The following is a 19,519-nucleotide window of genomic DNA, read 5'->3' as shown; positions in this document are numbered from 1 at the left end:
GAGGAATGTGCCGCCACTGGCGGCCTCGCCCCCCTGTCGGGCAGCCCAGGCGCCGATTGCCGCGCGCCTGGGCATCAATGATCACGCGCCGGTCCTGCTCCTGGCCTGTTCCAGGTTAGCCGCGCCCAGCCAGTAGAACAGCCCGCCGGCGACTATGAACGCTCCCAGCATGTAGAAGATCCAGTGCGCCGGGTGGCTGGCCAGGAGCATGCCGCAGAGTATCGGGCCCAGTGCGCCGCCGAGGTTGGAGAGGTTCTGCGCGCCGTAATACAGGCCTCGCAGGTGTTCGGGGGCGATCAGGTCGATGAACATGTACTCGGCGGGAAACACGATGATTTCCCCCAGGGTGAACACCACCATCGACAGCACCCACAGCGCCAGGCTGGTGGCCAGGCCGAAGCCGCTGACCCCCAGCAGGAACAGGCCCAGCCCCAGCGCCAGCCAGCGGCTCAGGTGGCGCTGGGTAATCCTGCGGCCGATGGCGTATTGCAGGGCGATCACCAGCAGCGCATTGGTCGCCACCAGGGTGCTGATGATGCGATAGGTGGCCTCCGCCGAGGTGGTGACCACCAGGTACTGCGACAGGTACGCCGAGAACTGGCCAAAGACCACGGCGCTGAGCAGGCCGCCCAGGGTGAAGCACACCAGGCGGTAATCCCGTAGCAGCTGTTTGCCCAGGGCCGCGAAGGATAGCGGCGCTGGCGTCGGGCCGGCGGCGTTCAGCTGTCTGTCGCCCCAGCACATATGGATCGCCAGGAACCCGGCGCCCAGGGCGGCGGAGATCAGGAACGGCAGGCTGATGTCCAGGCGCGCCAGCCCGGCGCCGAGGAACGGGCCCACGGCGTAGCCGATATTGGTCAGGGTGTATTTGATCGAGAAGGCTTCGCTGCGCTGTTCCACCGACAGGCGCTGGGCAAAGCCGGCCTTGATCGCGATGTCGATCACCGCATAGGCCAGGTTGACCAGCACCAGGCACAGGTAGAACAGCCACAGCTGGCGGGCACCGAAGGCGCCGATGAAGCCCAGGGTGAACAGCGCGCAGCAGGCCAGGATCAGCCGGTAGCTGGGCGTGCGGTCCACCAGGAAACCACCGTAGAGGCTCAGCAGCGAGCCGAGGATCATGCTGCTGCCGATCACCAGGCCGATGTCGCTCACTTGCAGGCCGAAAGCACTGCTCAGGTAGATCACCAGGTAGGGCAGGGTGATTGCCCGGGCCAGGGTCAGCACCAGGGTGCCGGCCAGCAGCAGGTTGATTGCTTTCGGGTAGCTTTTCAGGGTGCGCAGCATCCGTGCCTCATCGGTCTGTAACGGCGTTTTTGAGAATGGCAGCCAGCTTACTGGGGAATCTGGTTCTGTTTTATGATGTTTTTTACCCAGTGAATGGAATCAGATTCATGAATAAGAGGCGCCGATGTTTTCTTCCGAACGCTTGAAGGGGATCGATGTGTTTGTCTGCGTGGCCGACTGCGGCAGCTTCAAGGCCGCCGCCGAACGGCTCAACCTTACGGCTTCCGCCGTCAGCAAGGCCATCGCCCGGCTGGAAGGGCGCCTGCAGGCGCGGCTGTTCCAGCGCACCACCCGCAGCCTGGCGCTGACCGACGCGGGCACGGCCTTCTACCGCACCTGCAGCGGGGTGCTGGCAGACCTGGAAGAGGCCGAGCTGGCGCTGAACGCGGAAAACTCCGAGCTGCGGGGGCGGGTGCGCATCGACCTGCCCGGGACCTTCGGCCGCTCCCAGGTGCTGGGCGCCGTCCTGCGCTTTGCCCGGGAGCATCCGGGCTTGCAGCCGCACATCACCTTTTCCGATCCCGGTGTCGAGCCGCTTGAAGCCGGTGCGGACATCGCCGTGCGCCTTGGCGGCTCGGGGCAGTGGCCGGCGGCGCTGGGGCACCGCTGCCTGGGCCGCGAATGGCACCTGTTCTGCGCCTCGCCCGACTACCTGCGCAGCCATGGCGTGCCGCTGACCGACCAGGACCTTGAGCGCCATCAGTGCATTGCCTATGGCTGGGTGGATGGCCGGGTCAGCCCCTGGAACTTCGCGAGCGGCCGCCCGGGCGAGAGTGAGCGCCGGGTGATGTCCGCCAGTTGCGTGGTGGGCGATGGCGAGGGGCTGTTGATGGCGGTGCAGCAAGGCTACGGCATTGCGCAACTGCCTTCCTGGCTGGTCAAGCGCCAGTTGGAGGACGGAAGCCTGGTGGAGGTGCTGCCGCAATGGGCCAGCGAAGGGCAGGCGATCCATCTGCTGTGGCTGAAAAGCCGGCAGGGGTTGCCCAAGGTCAGTGCATTGCTGGAGATGCTGGAACGGAATCTGCGGGGATAACGATGAGAAAAAATGGCAGGGGCGGCTGGATTCGAACCAACGCATGGCAGGATCAAAACCTGCTGCCTTACCGCTTGGCGACGCCCCTGTAGCTGTTGCGACGTTACTTGCCTGAACTGCAGGCCCGGGGAGGGCCGCTGCAAGAACGGGCGCAAATTTATCAACTTATCGGCGGGCTGGGAAGCCCCCTGGTGAAAAAAATGAGTTTGAAAACAGCTGCTTAGTCTTTTTCAGGGCGATTTTATCCGTCCCGGGGTTCAAGGGACCAGGTAGCCGGGCTGTGAATCCTTCAGCGGCCGGGCCATGTCCAGTGCGCGGCGGATGGCCCGCAACTCCGCCCCTTCAAGGGCGCGCCGGCCAAATTGATAGTCGTCGCCCCCCGGGCCCAGGTGCACCGAAAGCAGCCCGAACAGCTGCTCGCCCACTGCTTCGATGAACATTTCCATATAGCTTTCGTAACGGCCGTAGGCGCACAGGTAGATCAGCCCCTGGACCTCGGTGCGCTCGCACTCGTGAATGTCATCCCAGGTCAGGCAACTGCCCTGTTCGCCACTGATCAGCGGCAGGTGCCAGGCGTTCGGTACGAGCGGTTGGGCGCGCAGGGCCGCCGGTAGCGGCTGGCAGGACAGCACCTGGAAGCGGTACCTGAGCCTGCCATGGTGGTTGGCATGCCGTGGCGCGGGCGGCTCGGCGGCCGGGCCGGTGATCCGCACGTGCAGCAGGTGGCTCAGGGCGATTTCCGAGGGTTGCTCGTTCCAGCCATTGAGGTCCGCCAGCGGCGGGCACCAGATCAGTTGCAGGGTTTCACCGAGCACGATGCCGTCCTGGCGTTGGAAGAAGGCTGAGCTCTGCTCGCCCACCACTGGCAGCAGGTCGCGCAGCTGCAAGGTCGGCGCGCCGTAGTCGATGCCCAGGTCGGTGGACCAGAACAGGGGGGTGCAGGTTCTCAGGGTTGCCGGCATGGACGCGAGCCTGTGATGGGGAAGGGGAGGATTCTTCGGTAACTGGCGCCGGATGTCACCTCTGTCTGACTCAATCGGCTACATCCGCTGGCTCAATGTGACCGTGACAGCCCGCTGCCGCGCACTAGTATAGGGAGCCTTGGGCAAGACCTATAAGAACAGCAGAAGGACACACACGCATGCGACGCTGGAACGGCTGGGGGGATGCATCCACGGTGGTCGAATTGCCGGCCCAGGGCGCGGGGTTTCTCGCCGAGCGCCTGGGGCCGGGACGCAGGTTGCCGGAGGCGACCCTGGAGCAGGCCCTGGCCCGGGTGCCGGCATCGCGCCTGCAAGCCCATGACTTGTACAGCATCAGTGTCGAGGACCGGCTGCTGCACGCCCGCGGCCAGAGCCTGGCGGACTGGCTGGCGCTGCGCGAGGGCGAGCTGGGGGCCTACCCGGACGCCGTGGCGTTCCCGGAAACCGCCGAACAGATCCGCCAGTTGCTGGCCCTGGCCGAGGACCGCGACCTGTGCCTGATTCCCTACGGCGGGGGCACTTCGGTGGCCGGGCACATCAACCCCGGCTGGTCCGAGCGGCCGGTGCTGACGGTGTCCCTGGCGCGCATGAGCCGCCTGCTGGACCTGGACGAAGACAGCCTGCTGGCGACCTTCGGTCCTGGGGCCAGTGGCCCTCAGGTGGAAAGCCAGCTGCGGGCCCGGGGCTACACCCTGGGGCACTTTCCCCAGTCCTGGGAACTGTCGACCCTGGGCGGCTGGGTCGCCAGCCGCTCCAGCGGCCAGCAGTCGTTGCGCTACGGGCGCATCGAGCAGCTGTTCGCCGGCGGCACCCTGGAAACCTTTGCCGGGCCGATGCCCATCGCCACCTTTCCGGCGTCCGCCGCCGGGCCGGACCTGCGCGAGGTGGTGCTGGGCAGCGAAGGGCGCTTCGGGATCATTTCCGAGGTCAAGGTGCGGGTCAGCCGCCTGCCCGATGACGAACGTTTCTACGGGGTGTTCCTGCCCGACTGGCAGCAGGCCCTGCAAGCGGTGCGCGCCCTGGCCCAGGCCCGGGTGCCGCTGTCGATGCTGCGCCTGTCCAATGCCCTGGAGACCGAAACCCAGCTGGCCCTGGCCGGCCACCCGACGCAGATCGCCTGGCTGGAAAAGTACCTGGCCTTGCGCGGCGCCGGGGCGGGCAAGTGCCTGTTGACCTTCGGCGTGACCGGCAACCGCCGGCAGAATGCCTTGTCCCTGCGCCAGGCGCGCCAGCACCTGAAGGCTTTCGGCGGGGTGTTCACCGGCACCCTGCTGGGCAAGAAATGGGCGCAGAACCGCTTTCGCTTTCCCTACCTGCGCGAAAGCCTGTGGAACGCCGGCTACCTGGTGGACACCCTGGAGACCGCCACCGACTGGAGCAATGTCGACCGCCTGCTGCAACGCATCGAGCAGAGCCTGCGTGACGGCCTGGCCGCCGAGGGCGAGCAGGTGCATGTGTTCACCCACCTGTCCCATGTCTATGGCGAAGGGTCGAGCATCTACACCACCTACGTGTTCCGCCCGGATGCCCAGTACCCGGCGACCCTGGCCCGCTGGCAGGCACTCAAGCACGCTGCCAGCCAGACCATCGTCAACCACCGCGGCACCATCAGCCACCAGCACGGCGTGGGCAAGGACCATGCGCCGTACCTGCTGCGGGAGAAGGGCCCGCTGGCCATCGATGCGCTGCAGGCCCTGAGCCGCCACTTCGACCCGGCCGGGCGCCTCAACCCCGGCACCCTTTTGGAGCCCCGTGAACCATGAGCCAGGACTGGAATGCCCAGTGGCGCCAACAGGCGCTGCCCGGGCTGGCGGCGCAAGCCTGGGACCTGATCGTGATCGGCGGCGGCATCAGCGGCGCCGGCATCCTGCGCGAAGCGGCGCGGCGCGGCTGGCGTTGCCTGCTGCTGGAACAGCGAGACTTTGCCTGGGGCACCTCCAGCCGCTCCTCGAAGATGGTCCATGGCGGCTTGCGCTATATCGCCAAGGGCCAGTGGCGCCTGACCCGGGATTCGGTGCGCGAGCGCCAGCGCCTGTTGCAGGAGGCCCCGGGGCTGGTGGAGCCCATGAGCTTCCTGATGCCCCATTACCGCGGCAAGTTTCCCGGGCCCCGGGTGTTCGGCGGCCTGCTGGGTGTGTATGACGCCCTGGCCGGGCGGCGCAACCATCGCTTCCACGATGCCCGGCAGCTGGCTTTCCTGGCCCCCGGGGTCAAGGAGCCGGGGCTGTTGGGGGGGACCAGCTTTCTCGACGCCCTGACCGACGATGCGCGGCTGGTGATGCGGGTGCTGGCCGAGGCCCGGGCCGATGGCGCCCAAGTGTTCAACGGCGTTCGGGTCACCCGCCTTTTGCGCGAGAACGGGCGGGTCTGCGGGGTGCAGATCGAGGACAGCGAAGGCGGGCAGCCGCAGCAGGTGCGCTGCGCGGCCCTGGCGGTCGCTACCGGCGCCTGGGCCGAGCGCCTGCGCCCGGCGGACCGCGTGCGCCAGCTGCGGCCCTTGCGCGGCAGCCATCTGCTGCTGCCGGGCTGGCGCTTGCCGGTGGCCCAGGCCTTCAGCTTCATGCATGCCGAGGATGGCCGGCCGGTGTTCGTCTTCCCCTGGGAGGGCGCCACCGTGGTCGGCACCACCGACCTGGATCACCGCGATGACCTGGACCAGAGCGCCAGCATCAGCCAGGAAGAGCTCGAGTACCTGCTGGCCGCCTGCGCCCAGCAGTTTCCCCAGGCCCTGATCACTGCCGGCGACGTGCTGTCGACCTGGGCCGGGGTGCGCCCGGTGGTGGCCAGCAGCGACGGCCAGCAGGGCAAGCCTTCCAATGAAACCCGCGAGCATGTGCTGTGGCAGGAACCCGGCTGCGTGACCCTGGCCGGCGGCAAGCTCACCACCTTCCGGCCCCAGGCCATCGAAGTGCTGCAGGCCTGCGGAGCGATGCTCGGGCGTGAAGTGGTGGACGACGGCGCCCCGGTCTTCACGCCTGTGGCGCCCCTGGAGATCCCTGGCCTGAGCGGCGCCCAGGTGCGGCGCCTGGCTGGCCGCCACGGCCGCCATCTGCCGCGGCTGGCGCAGTGGGTGGCGACTCTGGGCGGCGATTGCGTCGGCGCCAGCGACACCCTGTGGGCCGAGCTGGCGTTTGCCGCCGAGGCGGAAATGGTCCTGCACCTGGACGACCTGCTGCTGCGCCGCACCCGCATCGGCTTGCTGCTGGCCGAGGGCGCCGCCCAGTACCTGCCGGCCATCCGCCGCCTGTGCCAGCCACAGCTGGGCTGGGACAACGAGCGCTGGCAGGCCGAGGAACAGCGCTACCGGGCCCTGTGGCAACGCCATCACAGCCTGCCGCCACTCGCCTAACGATGCTCAACCAAGAGAGCCCCATGGATAACCACAACAACAATAAGCAGGACTACCTGCTGGCCATCGACAACGGCACCCAGAGCGTTCGTGCGCTGCTGTTCGACCTCAAAGGCAACCTGCTGGGCAAGGGCAAGGTGGAGCTTGAAGCCTATTTTTCCAGCCGGCCCGGCTGGGCCGAACAGCACCCGGACTACTACTGGGCCAAGCTCGGCGAAGCCTGCCAACTGCTCTGGCAGCAGACCGGCATCGACCGTTCGCAGATCCGCGGCGTGTCCCTGACCACCCAGCGCGGGACCCTGATCAACGTCGATGCCCAGGGCCGCGCGCTGCGCCCGGCGATCCTCTGGCTCGACCAGCGCCAGGCCGAGGTCGAAGGCAAGATCAAGGGGCCCTGGGGCTGGTTGTTCAAGTTGATCGGCGCCGAGGCCACGGTGGATTATTTTCGCGCCCAGGCCGAGGCCAACTGGGTGGCTCAGGAACAGCCCGAGGTGTGGGCCGCCACCGACAAGTTCCTGTTGCTCTCGGGCTTTCTCACCCATCGCCTGACCGGCAATTTCGTCGACTCGGTGGGCTGCTGCGTGGCCTACCTGCCGTTCGACTACAAACGCCTGCGCTGGGCCGCCCCCAGTGACTGGAAGTGGCAGGCCCTGGCGGTGCGCCAGGAGCAGTTGCCGACCCTGCTCAAGCCCGGGGAAACCCTGGGCCGGATCACCGCCGAGGCCAGCCGCCATACCGGCATACCCGAAGGCTTGCCGCTGATTGCCGCGGGTGCCGACAAGGCCTGCGAAGTGCTGGGCTCGGGCGTCCAGGACTCCACCACCGCCTGCCTGTCCTACGGCACCACGGCCACCATCACCACCACCCGTTCGCGCTACCTGGAGGTAGTGCCTTTGATACCGCCGTACCCGGCGGCGGTGCCGGACCACTACAACTGCGAGGTGATGATCTTTCGCGGCTACTGGATGGTCAGCTGGTTCAAGCAGCAGTTCGGCCTGCGCGAAGTGCAGCAGGCGGCGGAGCAGGGGCTGGAGCCGGAGCAGCTGTTCGACGCCCTGGTCCAGGCGGTGCCGCCCGGGTCCATGGGCCTGACCCTGCAACCCTACTGGTCGCCGGGCATCCGCGAGCCGGGCATGGAAGCCAAGGGGGCGATGATCGGCTTTGGCGACGTGCACACCCGGGCGCACATCTACCGGGCCATTCTCGAAGGCCTGGCCTATGCCCTGCGACAGGGCATGGAGCGCATCGAAAAGCGCTCCAGGCTGAAGATCAGCCGCCTGCGGGTGGCCGGCGGTGGCTCCCAGAGCGACGCGGCCATGCAACTGACGGCGGACATCTTCGGCCTGCCGGTGGAGCGGCCCCATGTCTATGAAGCCTCGGGGCTGGGTGCGGTGATCGCCTGCGCAGTGGGCCTGGGGCTGTACCCGGACTTCGCCACGGCCATCAGTGCCATGACCCGGGTTGGCGCAGTGTTCGAGCCCCAGCCCCAGGCGCAGCAGATGTACCAGCGGCTGTACAGCGAGGTCTACCTGCGCATGTACCGCCAGCTCAAGCCGCTGTACCAGAGCATTCGCGAGATCACCGGCTACCCGGCTTAGCGGAAGCGCCGGCCAGCGGCCGGCAGGGGGGGCGAACCTCTGCGGGGTAAAAAGTTCTTCCAGGCGCCAGGGCTGATCTATCGTGATCAAGGGGCAGGGCCCCTTCGACCCCCCACGCCGGCGAGACGAGCATGAACCGCCAGGAAGCGCTGAACATCCTGTGGAAGCGACTGTTCCTCATCTTTGTGCTGCTATTGGCGGCATCCCTGGTGTCGGTGGCCATGGCCGATGGCTACACCATTCCCTCGGTGGTGTTCATTGCCGGCAACATCGGCGGCTATGTCGGTTTTCACCGCCAGCTTTCCAGCCTCAGCGAGGAGGAAATCATCGGGCTGTGCAGTTCCTGGTTCAGCCTGGTGCTGCCGTCATTCATCGGCGGCATCCTCGCGGGGCTGCTGTATATCCTGTTCATTTCCGGGGTGGTGCAAGGGGAGCTGTTTCCAAAGATCGTCGCCGATGAAACCTGTCGCTACAGCGAGAACAGCTTCTATGTGATCTTCTGCCAGCACGCCGGTGGCTATGCCGCCTACGCCAAGCTATTGTTCTGGTCCTTTGTCGCGGGGTTCAACCAGAACTACGTGGTGGACCTGATCGACAACATCAAGGGCAGCCAGAAGACGGAGAGTCAGCCATGAGTGAACAGAGCAAAGGGCCGGCGTCGTACTTCCCCTCCATTGAAAAGCACTACGGCCAGCCCATCGGGCACTGGCTGGAGCTGCTGGCAACGGTCGACGGCAAAAAGCATATGGAGCTGGTGGCCTGGCTCAAGACCGAACACGGCATGGGCCATGGCCACGCCAATGCCCTGGTGGCGCACTTCCTGGCGGCCAGCAAGGGCCGCTAGTCCCCGGGGCGCCATTCTTCGCCAGTGAAAGCCTGACTGCCGACATCCGCTTTCCTGGCGAAAAAAGCCAAATTCCCCTGTGTTCTCTTCGTTCTTTCCTACGTCGCACCTTGCATTGCCCTCTTTCTGCCTGTCGGAGTTTTCTCGATGTCTTCGCCAAAATCCTTGCCCGCGGCCCTGTTGGGCCTGGCCCTGGCCTGCCCGGCATTTGCCGAAACCCGTGCCGTGGAGCTGGCTCCGGCGCAGGTCCTGGGCCAGGAACAGGGCGGTGAGGGGCAGCCGGCGCAGGAAGCCGCGGCGCGGCTGGCCCAGGTGCCCGGCGGCACCAATGTGGTGGACATGCGCCGCCCGCTGCAGGGCCGGGTGGCCAGCAACCAGGATGTGCTGGCCTACCAGCCCGGGGTCTATGCCCAGTCGGCGGGCAACGAAGGGGTGAAGATCTCGATCCGCGGCTCGGGCATCAACCGCGCGCCGGGTGCCCATGCCTCGGGGCTGTATACAATGCTCGACGGCCTGCCCCTGACCGGCCCCGGTGGCACGCCCTATGAATTGCTGGAGCCCTTGTGGGTCGACCACGTGGAAGTGCTGCGCGGCGCCAACGGGTTCGACCGTGGCGCCCTGGCCCTGGGCGGGGCCATCGACTACGTCAGCCATACCGGCTATGACGCACCGCTGTTGCAGGTGCGCTACGCCACCGGCAGCCACGGTTATCAGCAGCGTCAGGTCAGTTCCGGGCAAGTGCTGGGGGATTTCGATTATTACGTGTCATTGACCGACTCCAATGCCGACGGCTACCAGGATCACACCCGCAGCCAGAGCAAGGGGCTGATCGGCAACTTCGGCTACCGCTTCAACCCGAACCTGGAAACCCGCTTCTACCTGCGCTACCGCGAGACCGACAACGATCTGGCCGGGCGCGTGACCAAGCGCTCCATCGAACACGACCCGCGGGCGGCCAACCCGGCCTACGTCAGCCGCGACGACCGGCGCAAGCAGCCGGGCAGCACTTTTGTCGGCAACAAGACCACCTATTACATCGACGATGATTCGAGCATCCAGACCGGCCTGGTCTACCACGACTACCCCATGGACCTGCGCGAAGGCCCCAACCGTCTGAAGGTGGCCTACAGCGACGTCAGCGGCACCCTGGACTACAAGCGCCGCGACAGCCTCTGGGGCCTGGAAAGCCGCAGCACCCTGGGCCTGCGGGTGACCAAGCACCTGCCCAATGACGGTGCCAGCGAGTTCGTGCGCATTCCCACCGGCAATACCAAGACCTACGCGCCGGGCACGCGGATCCGCAACTTCACTTACCAGGGCTCGGACACCGTCCTGCACGTTGGCAATGACCTGGAGATCGCCGACGACCTGTGGCTGACCACCGGGCTGGCGGCCATCTACACCCGCCGCGAAAGCGCGGTGACCTACCCCGAGGGCGGCGGCAAGACCAGCCTTGGCGACTGGGACTACGCGCCGCGCCTGGGCCTGCGCTACCAACTGAACCCGGATCTGCAACTGTTCGCCAACCTCAGCCGCTCGGTGGAAGCGCCACACCCCTGGTCGCTGATCTACAGTGCCAATCAGCGTTTTCCGGACACCAGCGGCGTCGCTTACGGTGCTCAAAGCAATCCGGTCAAGCTGCGCAATCAGACCGCTACCACCCTGGAACTGGGCGGGCGTGGCGACAGCAGCCTGGGCCAGTGGAGCCTGGCCTGGTACTACGCCCAGGTGCGCCACGAACTGCTTTCGGTGCTGCCGGATGCCAACGCCATCACGCCTTACGAACTCAACGCCAGCCCCACCGTGCACCAGGGCGTGGAAGCCAGCCTGCAGAGCGAGCTGTGGTCGCGCCCGGGCGTCGGCCGCCTGAGCCTGCGCCAGGCCTATACCTTCAGTGATTTCCACTACCGCGACGATCAGCGTTTCGCCGACAACCGCCTGCCGGGCCTGCCCATGCACTACTACCAGGGCGAGCTGCGCTACGACTGGCCCCTGGGCTTCTTCGCCGCGGTCAATACCCAGCTGGTGTCCAAGGTGGCGGTGGATTACGCCAACAGCTACTACGCCGATCCCTATGCGCTGTTCGGCGCCACCCTGGGCTACAACGCGCCGAAGAACGACTGGCAGACCTGGGTCGATGTGCGCAACCTGACCGACAAGCGCTACGCCGCCACCGTGACCCCGGGCTATGACGACAAGGGGCTGGACGCGGCGCGTTCAACGCCGGGGGAGGGGCTGGGGGTGTACCTGGGGGTGTCCTGGAGCCTGCGCTGAAAGCAGGGCCGCGAGCGAGCCGACACCCGTCAATGAAAGTGCCCGCAGCAGCGGGCACCTGGTTCATGCCGGGCGGTTTCAGCCCGGGCGGCAGTGATTTACCACTGGCCCGAGAACACGCAGGTCAGTGCTTCGATGGCGCTGAACTTCCACAGCGAGTCGCCGCAGTCGCTGGCAAAGGCGTGGGCGTTGGAGGCGGTGAGGGCCAGGGCGATGGCCGAGGCATAGACGATTTTCTTGAGCGACATGGGAAAACTCCTTGTTATGAATCCGCACGTTCTTGTAGGCGCCGTCCTGAAGGGGGGGCTGCTGCGGACTATAGGCCCGTGCTGCCCCCGGCACTATTAGCCCGAATGTGCTAATGGCCCATGCGCATCACTGTGCCGCCCGGCCCAGGCTCAGTTGCGAAAATACAGCTCGTCCAGCTGCCGCCGGCGTATCACCAGGTACTCCTCCCAGACCTTGGGGAAATCCTCGTCCCGGGTCAGGGGGAAGGTCAGGTAGTAAGTCCGACCGCTGACACTGATGTACTCCCGCACCCGCTTGTACGCCGGCTGTTCCAGCAGCGAGATGTATTCGTCATAGGCGTAGTGGTAGTGGGAAATCGTCACCCGATGGGGCGCGATCATGCAGCGGGAGAAGTCGATCACCCAGCCATGGCTCATGTCGCTGCCCAGGTAGCCGTAGACCCCATCCTCGGAGAGGCTGATGGCTTTTCGTGCCTGTACCCCATCCTCATCGTTGACCAGCACGATCTGGCTTTCGAAATAGCGGATGGCCTGTTGCTCGGGGCCGCGCAACTGCAGGTTCCAGCCGACGGCGCCCATGCGGAACTCGCCCTGCTCGGTGAATTCGGCAGTCCAGCCGTTGGCGAGGCTAATGCGGTGTGTGGTCATTGTCGTCCTGGTGATGGCTGTCCCTGAAGGCTGGGGATTGTACGTCAGCCGCGGTGCGAAGCGGCAGGGCCCGTGGCGCCCGGTCAGTCATGCCAGCATGCGAGCTGTCCTGTGACTGTGGCCGTGCCCTGTGGCTAGTTCGCCAGTGCGTGGCGCAGATGCGCCAGGGCCCGGGTTTCGACCTGGCCCTGGTCGCTCCCCGGATTGAAGACCGCGCAGCAGGCGCTGGTGCCGGCGACGTTGGCGCGATAGACCGCCAGCGTGCTGCCGGGGCCGCTGCCGGTGTGGCCGTAGAGCGTCAGGCCAGACTCGACACTGCCCACCATCAGGCCCATGGCATAGCCGGGAGCGACCCAGGGCCGGCCGGCCATCGGCCCGCCCAGAACCTGGGCCTGCTGCATGCCTGCCAGCAGTGCCGGGGGCAATAGCGCGCCGCTCAACAGCCGATCCAGCAGCAGCGCCGCCTCCGCCAGAGGCCCCACCAGCAGGCCGTGGTAGACCCAGCCGGGGTGGTAGTCGCCCAACTGGCCCAGGTCCACATCCCGCAGGTCTTCGCGGGTCACGGCGAGGCGTGTGCGAGACAGGCCCAGGGGCGCCAGTACCCGTTGTTGCAGGGCAAGGTGCAGGGGCAGGTCCGTCGCCTGCTGGATCAGTTGCGCCACGAACAGGTAGCCCACATTGGAGTAGCGCCACTGGCTGCCGGGGGCGTAGCGCAGGCGGCTGGCGTCCAGGCGCTGCAGCATCTGTGCACCGGGCCATGCATCCTCGTTGCGCAAAACCGCGTCGTGGTAGTCGCTCAGCTCGCTGTAGTCCGCCAGCCCGGCCTGATGCCGCAGCAACTGGCGCAGGGTGAAGGGGCCCTCGGGCAGCGGCTCATCCAGCCCCAGCAGGCCGTCGCGCACCAGGGTCAGGGCCGCTGCGCTAAGCACGGTCTTGGTGAAGCTCCACCAGGGCACCAGTGGCTGGGGTTGCTGTGGGGCCAGTGGTTGGCCGTTGTGGATCAGGGCATGAAGCACGGAGGGGATGTCCTTGATGGGCTGTGTTGCCGCGCGCTGTTGGGTCAATCAGGCCGTGAGCGGCCCTGCAGGGTACGGCATAATGCGCGGCCGTTTTGGCTAAACCTAGGAATTGATCAGGAGGATCAGGCTGGCTATGTACAGACTTGGGCACATGATAGACAACCAGTGGGTCGAGCACAGTTATCCGCCGGTATTCGTGGTGGCCCCCATTGGCGAGGGGCAGCGCGTGGTGGCTGGCGTTCCAGGCTCGGACCCGCAGGTCCTGCTCAGCCTGCTGGGCTGCCTGGCCGAACCGCTGGTGCTGCTGTTCGTGCTGCATACGCCCCGGGACGAATCGCAAGCCGGACGCTACTGGAGCCCGCAGCTGTCGCGTGAAGACGTTCAGGATTTCATCTACGACTTCAAGCCACTGCTCTGTGGCGACAGCCGTTTCGACCTGTGGGTCCACTCGCCCGAGCAACAGGCCACCGTGGTCTGGGACCGGCACAACCTGATCTATGGCTACGGGCCGCTGGAAGACTACGCCACGGCCCTGCGCGCACTGGGCTTCGGCCATGGCGAGCCGCAGTTGCCCGTGCCCCATACCCACCACTACCACCCGCAGCTGGACGACCTGTGCCGGCAGTTGCTCACCCACTTCGATTGGCAGCACTCGCCATTGCGGCCAGAGGATGAGCAGTGATGGTGCAATCAAGCCCACTCATGCTCGGTCAATCTTTTGAATTCAGTGCAGGCCTCGTCAAACTGTTGCCTGGAGAATTCGGCGCGTTGAGCGTTGCTGTTCCAGGCCACCGCAGTGACCAGTCCGTCGATCACTGTGACGGCTCGTCCAAAACGTTCCCAGATCAGCTTGTCTCCCCGTACCACCTGCTCGACCACGGCCACTGTGCAACTTAGATCCATGTCGTCGGGGCAGATCAGCAACGGGACGATGCTCGAGCAATCCTCGCTCGCGGGAGCCAGTAACTGCCAGGCAAGTTCTGCGTGCTCGTCATCGATCAGCCAGCCCTGGGCCGGTACCAACCCCTCGGTGCTGTCTGCCCCCGAGCCATCGTAGATGACCCCCTTGATCCAACTGTCCAGGGGGACGTCGTCGAGGGTGAAGACGGGGTGGGGGGCCTTGGTGTATTTCGATTGATGCATTGCAGCGCGAATGTGGTTCATGGGGTCTCGCCAACGGGTTGAGCGCAAAAGGTCATGCGCAAAGGGGACTCGAAGGGACGGAGTTGAGGAACGGGGCCGTTGCGGCCCCGGTCCCGGTTTGTCACTGGCCGCTGTGCAAGGCCGGCGTGCGCGGTGGTATCAGGCGCTTGCTGCCGGTGGCCTCGAAGGCCGAAGCCAGGCGCAGCAGGCTCGAGTCGTCATAGGCGCGCCCGGCGAAGGTCAGCCCCACCGGCATGCCGATGTCCGCCATCACCCCCATGGGCACGGTAACGGTGGGCACCCCCAGGTGGCGGATGGCGAGGTTGCCGTTGGCCACCCACACGCCATTGCTCCAGGCGATGTCTGCCGACTCGGGGTTGATATCGGCATCGGCCGGGCCAACGTCGGCCACGGTGGGGAACAGCACGGCGTCCAGCCCCAGGCGGTCCATCCAGTCTTCCAGGTCGATGCGCCGGGTCTGCTCCAGGCCGCGCAGGCCGTCGGCCAAGGTGGCGATCTGGTCCCAGGTCTTGAGCCCGCGCTTGGCCATGTTCACGTATTCGTCCATGCCGGCGGCCAGGTCGTCTTCGCGGTTGGGCAGGGTGCCGGGGTCGTGGGGGAAGATCTGCGGCCCGTCGACATCCGCCAGGCGGTTGAGCTTGGGGTCGTCGTTGGCCCGCAGGAAGTCGTCGAAGGCCCAGCCCGAGAGCTCCCACAGCTCGTCGTGGAGGAACTCCTTGCTGACCAGGCCGCGGTTGTACACGGTCGGCGCGCCGGGGCGGTCGCCCTCGCAGTTGGACACCAGGGGGAAGTCCACTTCCAGCACTTGCGCGCCGGCGGCCTCCAGGGCCTGGCGCGCCTGTTCCCAGAGGCTGATCACCGAGGGCCGGGTATGGATGCGCTGGCCGGTGGGGCCGCCGATGCCCGGTTTCTCGCTGGTGCCGGCCTCAGGGTCGGCATTGATGTACATGCGCGGCACGCCAAGGCGCTTGCCCTTGAGCGCCGCGGCGCCGGCCGCCAGTTGCGGGTAGGAGGCCGGGCGCACCGAAGCGACGCTGGGGATCGGCACCCAGGGCTGCAGGCGCCACAGGTCGCCGCGGGTGTCCGGGTCTTCGGCCACCACCACGTCCAGCACTTCCAGGAGGTCGGCCATGGTCCGGGCAAAAGGCACCACCACGTCCATGGTCGGGGTCAGCGGCCAGTTGCCGCGCACCGAGATCACCCCGCGCGACGGGGTGTAGGCGCACAGCCCGTTGTTGGAGGCCGGGCCACGGCCGCTGGACCAGGTTTCCTCGGCCAGGCCGAAGGCGGCGAAGCTGGCGGCGGTGGCGGTGCCGGCGCCATTGGACGAGCCCGAGGCGAAGGGCGCGGTCAGGTAAGCGGCGTTATAGGGGCTTTCGGCGCGGCCATACACGCCACGCTGCATGCCGCCGTTGGCCATGGGCGGCATGTTGGTCTTACCCAGGCAGATGGCCCCGGCAGCCCGCAGGCGCTCGATGGTGAAGGCGTCGCGGTAGGCCACCAGCTCGGCGAAGGCCGGGCTGCCGGAAGCAGCCGTCAGGCCCTTGACCAGGTAGCTGTCCTTGGCGGTGTAGGGAATGCCGTCCAGCGGGCCCAGGGTCTGGCCCTTGGCGCGGCGCTCATCGGCGGCCCGCGCCTCGTTCAGCGCCTCGGGGTTGCGCACCACCACGGCGTTGAGGGCGGTGGCGGTGTTCGGGCCGTCATAGGCCTCGATCCGCGCCAGATAGGCCTGGACCAGTTCCACCGAGGTGGTCTGCCCGGATTCCAGGGCAGCGCGCAGGTGGGCAATGGAGACTTCGGTGACTTCGATCATGCTGCTACCGCCGTTGGCTGGTGGGTGATGAGGTGCAGAGGGCGCAACGGAGCGCGTGTGTTGGGGTATTGGCTGTGCATGGTGGTTCTCGTGGTACGGCTGGCACGACAAGGGTGGCATGGGAACGCTGGGGGCCTTTTTAGCATCTAGTGCGGGGTAGAGGAATCGGCTTGATGGATTATTGCTTCAGGCCAGCTGCGCCAGGGCCTGCGGGCTAGAGGTAGATCTTTCCCTCGGCGTCCCTTGCGTGAAACTGCTGCAGGAAAGCGTGGTAGTCACGATAGTCATGGAAGTCCATGCCGGCCTTGTCAGCCCGATCGTGGAGATCCCGTGGATTGGGACGAAAGATTTTCTTGATCTGGCGCATTCGCTGCACATCGATGCCGTTGAATTTTTGATCTCGCTCATAGTGACTGTAGAGATTCTTTCCACCGACCGAGAACCCGCGGCGAGCCAGAATCCAGTCGACTTGAGCCTCTGCCTCCTCGGGATGTATGGGGAACCATTCGGAGTCACGGCCGGTGTCCAAGTGCTTGATCGGCTCTCCAAAGACCGATCTTGAATGGATGTAACGCTCGATGTCGGACAGCTCCCGGCGCGAAGTCCCGTTGGAGCACTTGGACAGTTCATAGACCGTGAACAGGGTAAGGAAAGGATTGTAGGTCTTGCCTTCGGCAATCCGTTGCTGCGGAGTTCGCTTGGTGGTCAGCCCGATCTTTGTCAGGCCCATGTCGCGGATGTCGATGGCGATATAGAGCCAGGCATACAGGGCAGGGGTGCAGTCAGCGTAGTACTCGTTGAACTGCGCTTCTTCATCGTCAAAATCGAGGTCCATCTAGCCACCTTCCTTACGGGCTGCTGAATGCAATCGCTGATTGCAAGAGCTCGCTCATGCGGGCTCCACGTTGAACTCGCCGAGGTAGTCCAGGGTTGCCGTGCTTGCGGGCTGGCGTTGATTGGCGCCGCCGGAGATCGATTTGTGGTCACCGTAAATCGACTCGCAGCCAACGATGATGAAATGGCTGTAGCCGGAGTCGACGCGCGTGCGCAGCTGCTTTTTTTCGGCGTCGCTGCGGATCAGCGATTCCAGGTATTGCGGGCCGTCTTCACTGCCGATCAGCTCGACGAAATCGGAGTCCATGTAGTACCCCAGCTCCTGTTTGAGGCGCCAGCTGGGGTTGCGTGCTTCCCAAGCGCTGAACTCGGCGTCGCTGACATCAGCCGCGGGTTCGGGCTCCCACTGTTCGAAGGCAAACCGTTCGGCCTCTGCCTGGTCCGGGAACCGGGCAGCGAACAGGTAGAAAGGAAAGTAGGCATCGGCTTCTGACATGGACGGCTAGGCTCCTTGGTTCAGATCAGGCTGGCGCGCTGCAAATGGCTGACATGACCATGGCCGGCGGCGCTCAAGCGCACGGCCAGGTCTTCCCGGGCCTGGGCCCCGCCGCTGCGCACGTACTCCAGCTCCGCGGCGGTGATCAGCACCACCGGCACCAGGGTCACGGGGGACAGCGGCATGTCTTCCAGGCGTGTCGGGAAGTCCGGGGCCGGGCCGCCCACCAGTACCCCGGCGCAGTCGTCGGCGCTGATGAAATGCGCTGGCAGTTGCTCGCTCATGGTGCGGGACTGGCTGACGCCGGGCAGTTCCAGGGACAGCACCCCGTAGCGCTGCAGGCGTGCAGTGAGGCCACCGGCATCGGCCGTGGTGTTGGCCACGCAGCGCAGCAGTTCAAAAGCCCAGCTATCGGCGAACGGATAGACATCACCCACCGCGCCCTGGGCATGGGGTGGGATGTCCGGGGTTTCGACGAACAGTTCCATCTCGAAACCATTGCCCAGATCATCACCGGTGACCCCATCGAACGGATCGGACAGGCCCTCGGTGGCGAGAATGATGCCGTTGTTGCGACGCACGATGCGATAGGCCTGGCGCGTGGAGGGCCAGTGCGAGCCGCCTATGAAACTGGGGCTGATGGCGAAGCCCAGGACGTCTTGCTCACAGTGGCCGACCGCTTGCCAGTGGCGATCGAGGCAGGCGGCACCGGCCTCCATCAGGGCAATGCCGGCCAGCTCTGCTTGGGTTGGCTGGTACTGGGCGTAGGGCTCCTCTGCGGCGGCCGGCTCGCCGGCGGGCAGGGTGGGCTCGGCCTTTTGTGGCGCCGGCTTTTTGAAGACGCTGAGCAGTTTTTCCAGGAAATTCATCGGGCGATCCTTGCGGGGCAAGTGCGTTGCACAAGGCGCACAGCACAGGGGTAGAGAGAGGGGGCACATTGTGACGGGTTTGCCATGCCCATGGAAACCGACGGATGCAAGTTGCACGAAGCCTTGCCTTGCCGGTGTGGCTGCCCGAGAATCCGCCCCGGTCCGCTATCAAGGAAAGTGATCAGCATGTCTTACCCGAAGAAGCTAAGTCCGGAGTTTTCCGGGGCACTGAGAACCTTCAGTTTCTGGGTCGCCAACGGCACCTTGGGCTATCCGTTGCTGGAAGGCGTCGACTACCGCAGTTGCCTCGGGGACGAGCCGAGCATGCTGGAGATGGCCTATGCCATTTTTGCCAATGTGCTGGAGCTGGACGAGCAGGGCGTACCGGTGAATGCCAAGTACGCCGAGCACCGGGCGGCGCAGTACATCCGTCAGTATTGCGATCCGGGCTACCAGGCACGGCCGGCGTTCGAGGACTGGGAGCAGGAGCTGTACGGCCCGCCCGAGCGGGACGACAGCAAGCCCTGGCCAGCCGGCGTGGCCTAGGTTTTTCGACGGCTGGATACAAGCCTCGGGCACTATGGCTTCGAAACGACGAACCCCCTCATCAAGGATTATGAATGTCGCTGATTTCGCAACGTGTAGAACTGGCCCGCCAGGGTGCCAACGACAAGCTGATTTGCCGCATGGCTTCGGGCTGGGCGGTGATGGGCGATGTGCAGTTTCTTGAGGGCTATTGCCTGTTGTTGCCGGACCCGGTGGTGGCCAGCTTGAACGACCTGGATGCCCAGGCCCGGGCCACCTACCTGCTGGACATGGCCCGCATCGGCGATGCGCTGCTCGAGGCCACCGGAGCGCTGCGCATCAACTATGAAATCCTCGGCAACTCGGAGCCTGAGTTGCATTGCCATATCTTTCCCCGCTACGCCTCGGAGCCGGAAGGCAAGCGCCGGATGCCGGTGTGGTTCTACGACTGGAAGACCGCGCCGCCCTATGTCGAGGCCGAGCACGGCCCATTGCGCCAGCAGCTTGCCCGGATACTGGCTGGCCAATTGTAGGA

At 65.8% G+C, this 19,519-nt stretch carries 20 protein-coding genes and 1 tRNA gene; 10 read left to right on the top strand and 11 right to left on the bottom strand.

Annotation, left to right across the window (positions count from 1 at the left end; translation table 11 throughout):
- Positions 1-81 precede the first annotated feature (81 nt).
- Positions 82-1,287, bottom strand: coding sequence for an MFS transporter (locus tag AC1RCO_RS06985; protein ID WP_492617566.1), 1,206 nt, complete (start codon positions 1,285-1,287; stop codon positions 82-84).
- 124 nt (positions 1,288-1,411) lie between these two features.
- Here AC1RCO_RS06985 and AC1RCO_RS06980 point away from each other — a divergent pair, with 124 nt between their 5' ends.
- Positions 1,412-2,320 carry a LysR family transcriptional regulator gene (locus AC1RCO_RS06980; RefSeq protein WP_011061057.1) on the top strand — a complete coding sequence of 303 codons (909 nt, stop codon included), beginning with the start codon at positions 1,412-1,414 and terminating at the stop codon, positions 2,318-2,320.
- Positions 2,321-2,333: 13 nt separating this feature from the next.
- Here the strand turns inward: AC1RCO_RS06980 and AC1RCO_RS06975 are convergent.
- Together AC1RCO_RS06975 and AC1RCO_RS06970 are read right to left on the bottom strand one after the other, a co-directional pair.
- Positions 2,334-2,408: transfer RNA gene (locus AC1RCO_RS06975), tRNA-Gln, on the bottom strand.
- Between the two features lie 169 nt (positions 2,409-2,577).
- A complete protein-coding gene (locus tag AC1RCO_RS06970; RefSeq protein WP_492617565.1) occupies positions 2,578-3,282 on the bottom strand; it encodes a hypothetical protein in 705 nt (234 codons plus the stop codon).
- 179 nt (positions 3,283-3,461) lie between these two features.
- On the opposite strand from AC1RCO_RS06970, the gene AC1RCO_RS06965 reads away from it, so the two are divergent.
- From AC1RCO_RS06965 to AC1RCO_RS06940, 6 genes are all read left to right on the top strand, one after another.
- The gene (locus AC1RCO_RS06965; protein WP_492617564.1) at positions 3,462-5,066 is read left to right on the top strand and encodes an FAD-binding oxidoreductase; all 1,605 of its coding nucleotides are present in this window, start codon (positions 3,462-3,464) and stop codon (positions 5,064-5,066) included.
- On the top strand, positions 5,063-6,652 hold the full coding sequence (locus tag AC1RCO_RS06960) for a glycerol-3-phosphate dehydrogenase/oxidase (RefSeq protein WP_053151291.1): 1,590 nt from the start codon (positions 5,063-5,065) through the stop codon (positions 6,650-6,652). The genes AC1RCO_RS06965 and AC1RCO_RS06960 overlap by 4 nt, the downstream gene beginning before the upstream one ends.
- 23 nt (positions 6,653-6,675) lie before the next feature.
- Positions 6,676-8,250: an FGGY-family carbohydrate kinase gene (locus AC1RCO_RS06955; protein ID WP_011061061.1), complete on the top strand. Its 1,575-nt coding sequence runs from the start codon at positions 6,676-6,678 to the stop codon at positions 8,248-8,250.
- A 131-nt stretch (positions 8,251-8,381) separates the two neighbouring features.
- The gene (locus AC1RCO_RS06950; protein WP_492617563.1) at positions 8,382-8,885 is read left to right on the top strand and encodes a hypothetical protein; all 504 of its coding nucleotides are present in this window, start codon (positions 8,382-8,384) and stop codon (positions 8,883-8,885) included.
- Positions 8,882-9,094: a DUF4287 domain-containing protein gene (locus AC1RCO_RS06945; RefSeq protein WP_011061063.1), complete on the top strand. Its 213-nt coding sequence runs from the start codon at positions 8,882-8,884 to the stop codon at positions 9,092-9,094. The genes AC1RCO_RS06950 and AC1RCO_RS06945 overlap by 4 nt, the downstream gene beginning before the upstream one ends.
- Before the next feature lie 147 nt (positions 9,095-9,241).
- Positions 9,242-11,368: a TonB-dependent receptor family protein gene (locus tag AC1RCO_RS06940; protein ID WP_492617562.1), complete on the top strand. Its 2,127-nt coding sequence runs from the start codon at positions 9,242-9,244 to the stop codon at positions 11,366-11,368.
- A gap of 98 nt (positions 11,369-11,466) precedes the next feature.
- On the opposite strand, the gene AC1RCO_RS06935 is transcribed toward AC1RCO_RS06940, so the two are convergent.
- The 3 genes from AC1RCO_RS06935 to AC1RCO_RS06925 all read right to left on the bottom strand — a co-directional run bounded on the left by AC1RCO_RS06935 (position 11,467) and on the right by AC1RCO_RS06925 (position 13,298).
- Positions 11,467-11,616 carry a hypothetical protein gene (locus AC1RCO_RS06935; protein ID WP_015635448.1) on the bottom strand — a complete coding sequence of 50 codons (150 nt, stop codon included), beginning with the start codon at positions 11,614-11,616 and terminating at the stop codon, positions 11,467-11,469.
- 150 nt (positions 11,617-11,766) lie between these two features.
- Positions 11,767-12,264: a hypothetical protein gene (locus AC1RCO_RS06930; protein WP_015635449.1), complete on the bottom strand. Its 498-nt coding sequence runs from the start codon at positions 12,262-12,264 to the stop codon at positions 11,767-11,769.
- Positions 12,265-12,398: 134 nt separating this feature from the next.
- Positions 12,399-13,298: a serine hydrolase domain-containing protein gene (locus AC1RCO_RS06925; protein WP_308447958.1), complete on the bottom strand. Its 900-nt coding sequence runs from the start codon at positions 13,296-13,298 to the stop codon at positions 12,399-12,401.
- Positions 13,299-13,434: 136 nt separating this feature from the next.
- On the opposite strand from AC1RCO_RS06925, the gene AC1RCO_RS06920 reads away from it, so the two are divergent.
- Entirely contained in the window at positions 13,435-13,965 is a 531-nt protein-coding gene (locus AC1RCO_RS06920) for a hypothetical protein (protein WP_041117962.1), read from the top strand.
- A gap of 8 nt (positions 13,966-13,973) precedes the next feature.
- Here AC1RCO_RS06920 and AC1RCO_RS06915 read toward each other — a convergent pair whose 3' ends face one another.
- From AC1RCO_RS06915 to AC1RCO_RS06895, 5 genes are all read right to left on the bottom strand, one after another.
- Positions 13,974-14,447 (bottom strand): hypothetical protein, encoded by a 474-nt coding sequence (locus tag AC1RCO_RS06915; protein WP_011061069.1) that lies wholly within the window; start codon positions 14,445-14,447, stop codon positions 13,974-13,976.
- Positions 14,448-14,547: 100 nt separating this feature from the next.
- On the bottom strand, positions 14,548-16,260 hold the full coding sequence (locus tag AC1RCO_RS06910; RefSeq protein ID WP_041752218.1) for an amidase: 1,713 nt from the start codon (positions 16,258-16,260) through the stop codon (positions 14,548-14,550).
- A gap of 214 nt (positions 16,261-16,474) precedes the next feature.
- Positions 16,475-17,095 carry a GIY-YIG nuclease family protein gene (locus AC1RCO_RS06905; protein WP_015635452.1) on the bottom strand — a complete coding sequence of 207 codons (621 nt, stop codon included), beginning with the start codon at positions 17,093-17,095 and terminating at the stop codon, positions 16,475-16,477.
- 54 nt (positions 17,096-17,149) lie between these two features.
- On the bottom strand, positions 17,150-17,590 hold the full coding sequence (locus tag AC1RCO_RS06900; protein ID WP_283994478.1) for a hypothetical protein: 441 nt from the start codon (positions 17,588-17,590) through the stop codon (positions 17,150-17,152).
- Between the two features lie 20 nt (positions 17,591-17,610).
- A complete protein-coding gene (locus AC1RCO_RS06895) occupies positions 17,611-18,459 on the bottom strand; it encodes a suppressor of fused domain protein (RefSeq protein WP_492617561.1) in 849 nt (282 codons plus the stop codon).
- Positions 18,460-18,645: 186 nt separating this feature from the next.
- On the opposite strand from AC1RCO_RS06895, the gene AC1RCO_RS06890 reads away from it, so the two are divergent.
- Together AC1RCO_RS06890 and AC1RCO_RS06885 are read left to right on the top strand one after the other, a co-directional pair.
- Entirely contained in the window at positions 18,646-19,005 is a 360-nt protein-coding gene (locus tag AC1RCO_RS06890; RefSeq protein WP_065363932.1) for a DUF7677 family protein, read from the top strand.
- A 74-nt stretch (positions 19,006-19,079) separates the two neighbouring features.
- On the top strand, positions 19,080-19,517 hold the full coding sequence (locus AC1RCO_RS06885; RefSeq protein WP_065363933.1) for an HIT family protein: 438 nt from the start codon (positions 19,080-19,082) through the stop codon (positions 19,515-19,517).
- The last annotated feature ends 2 nt before the right edge of the window (positions 19,518-19,519 follow it).

This window comes from Pseudomonas sp. GW823-FHT03E05 (assembly GCF_058796855.1).
This window is presented reverse-complemented; position numbering and strand designations above follow the sequence as displayed.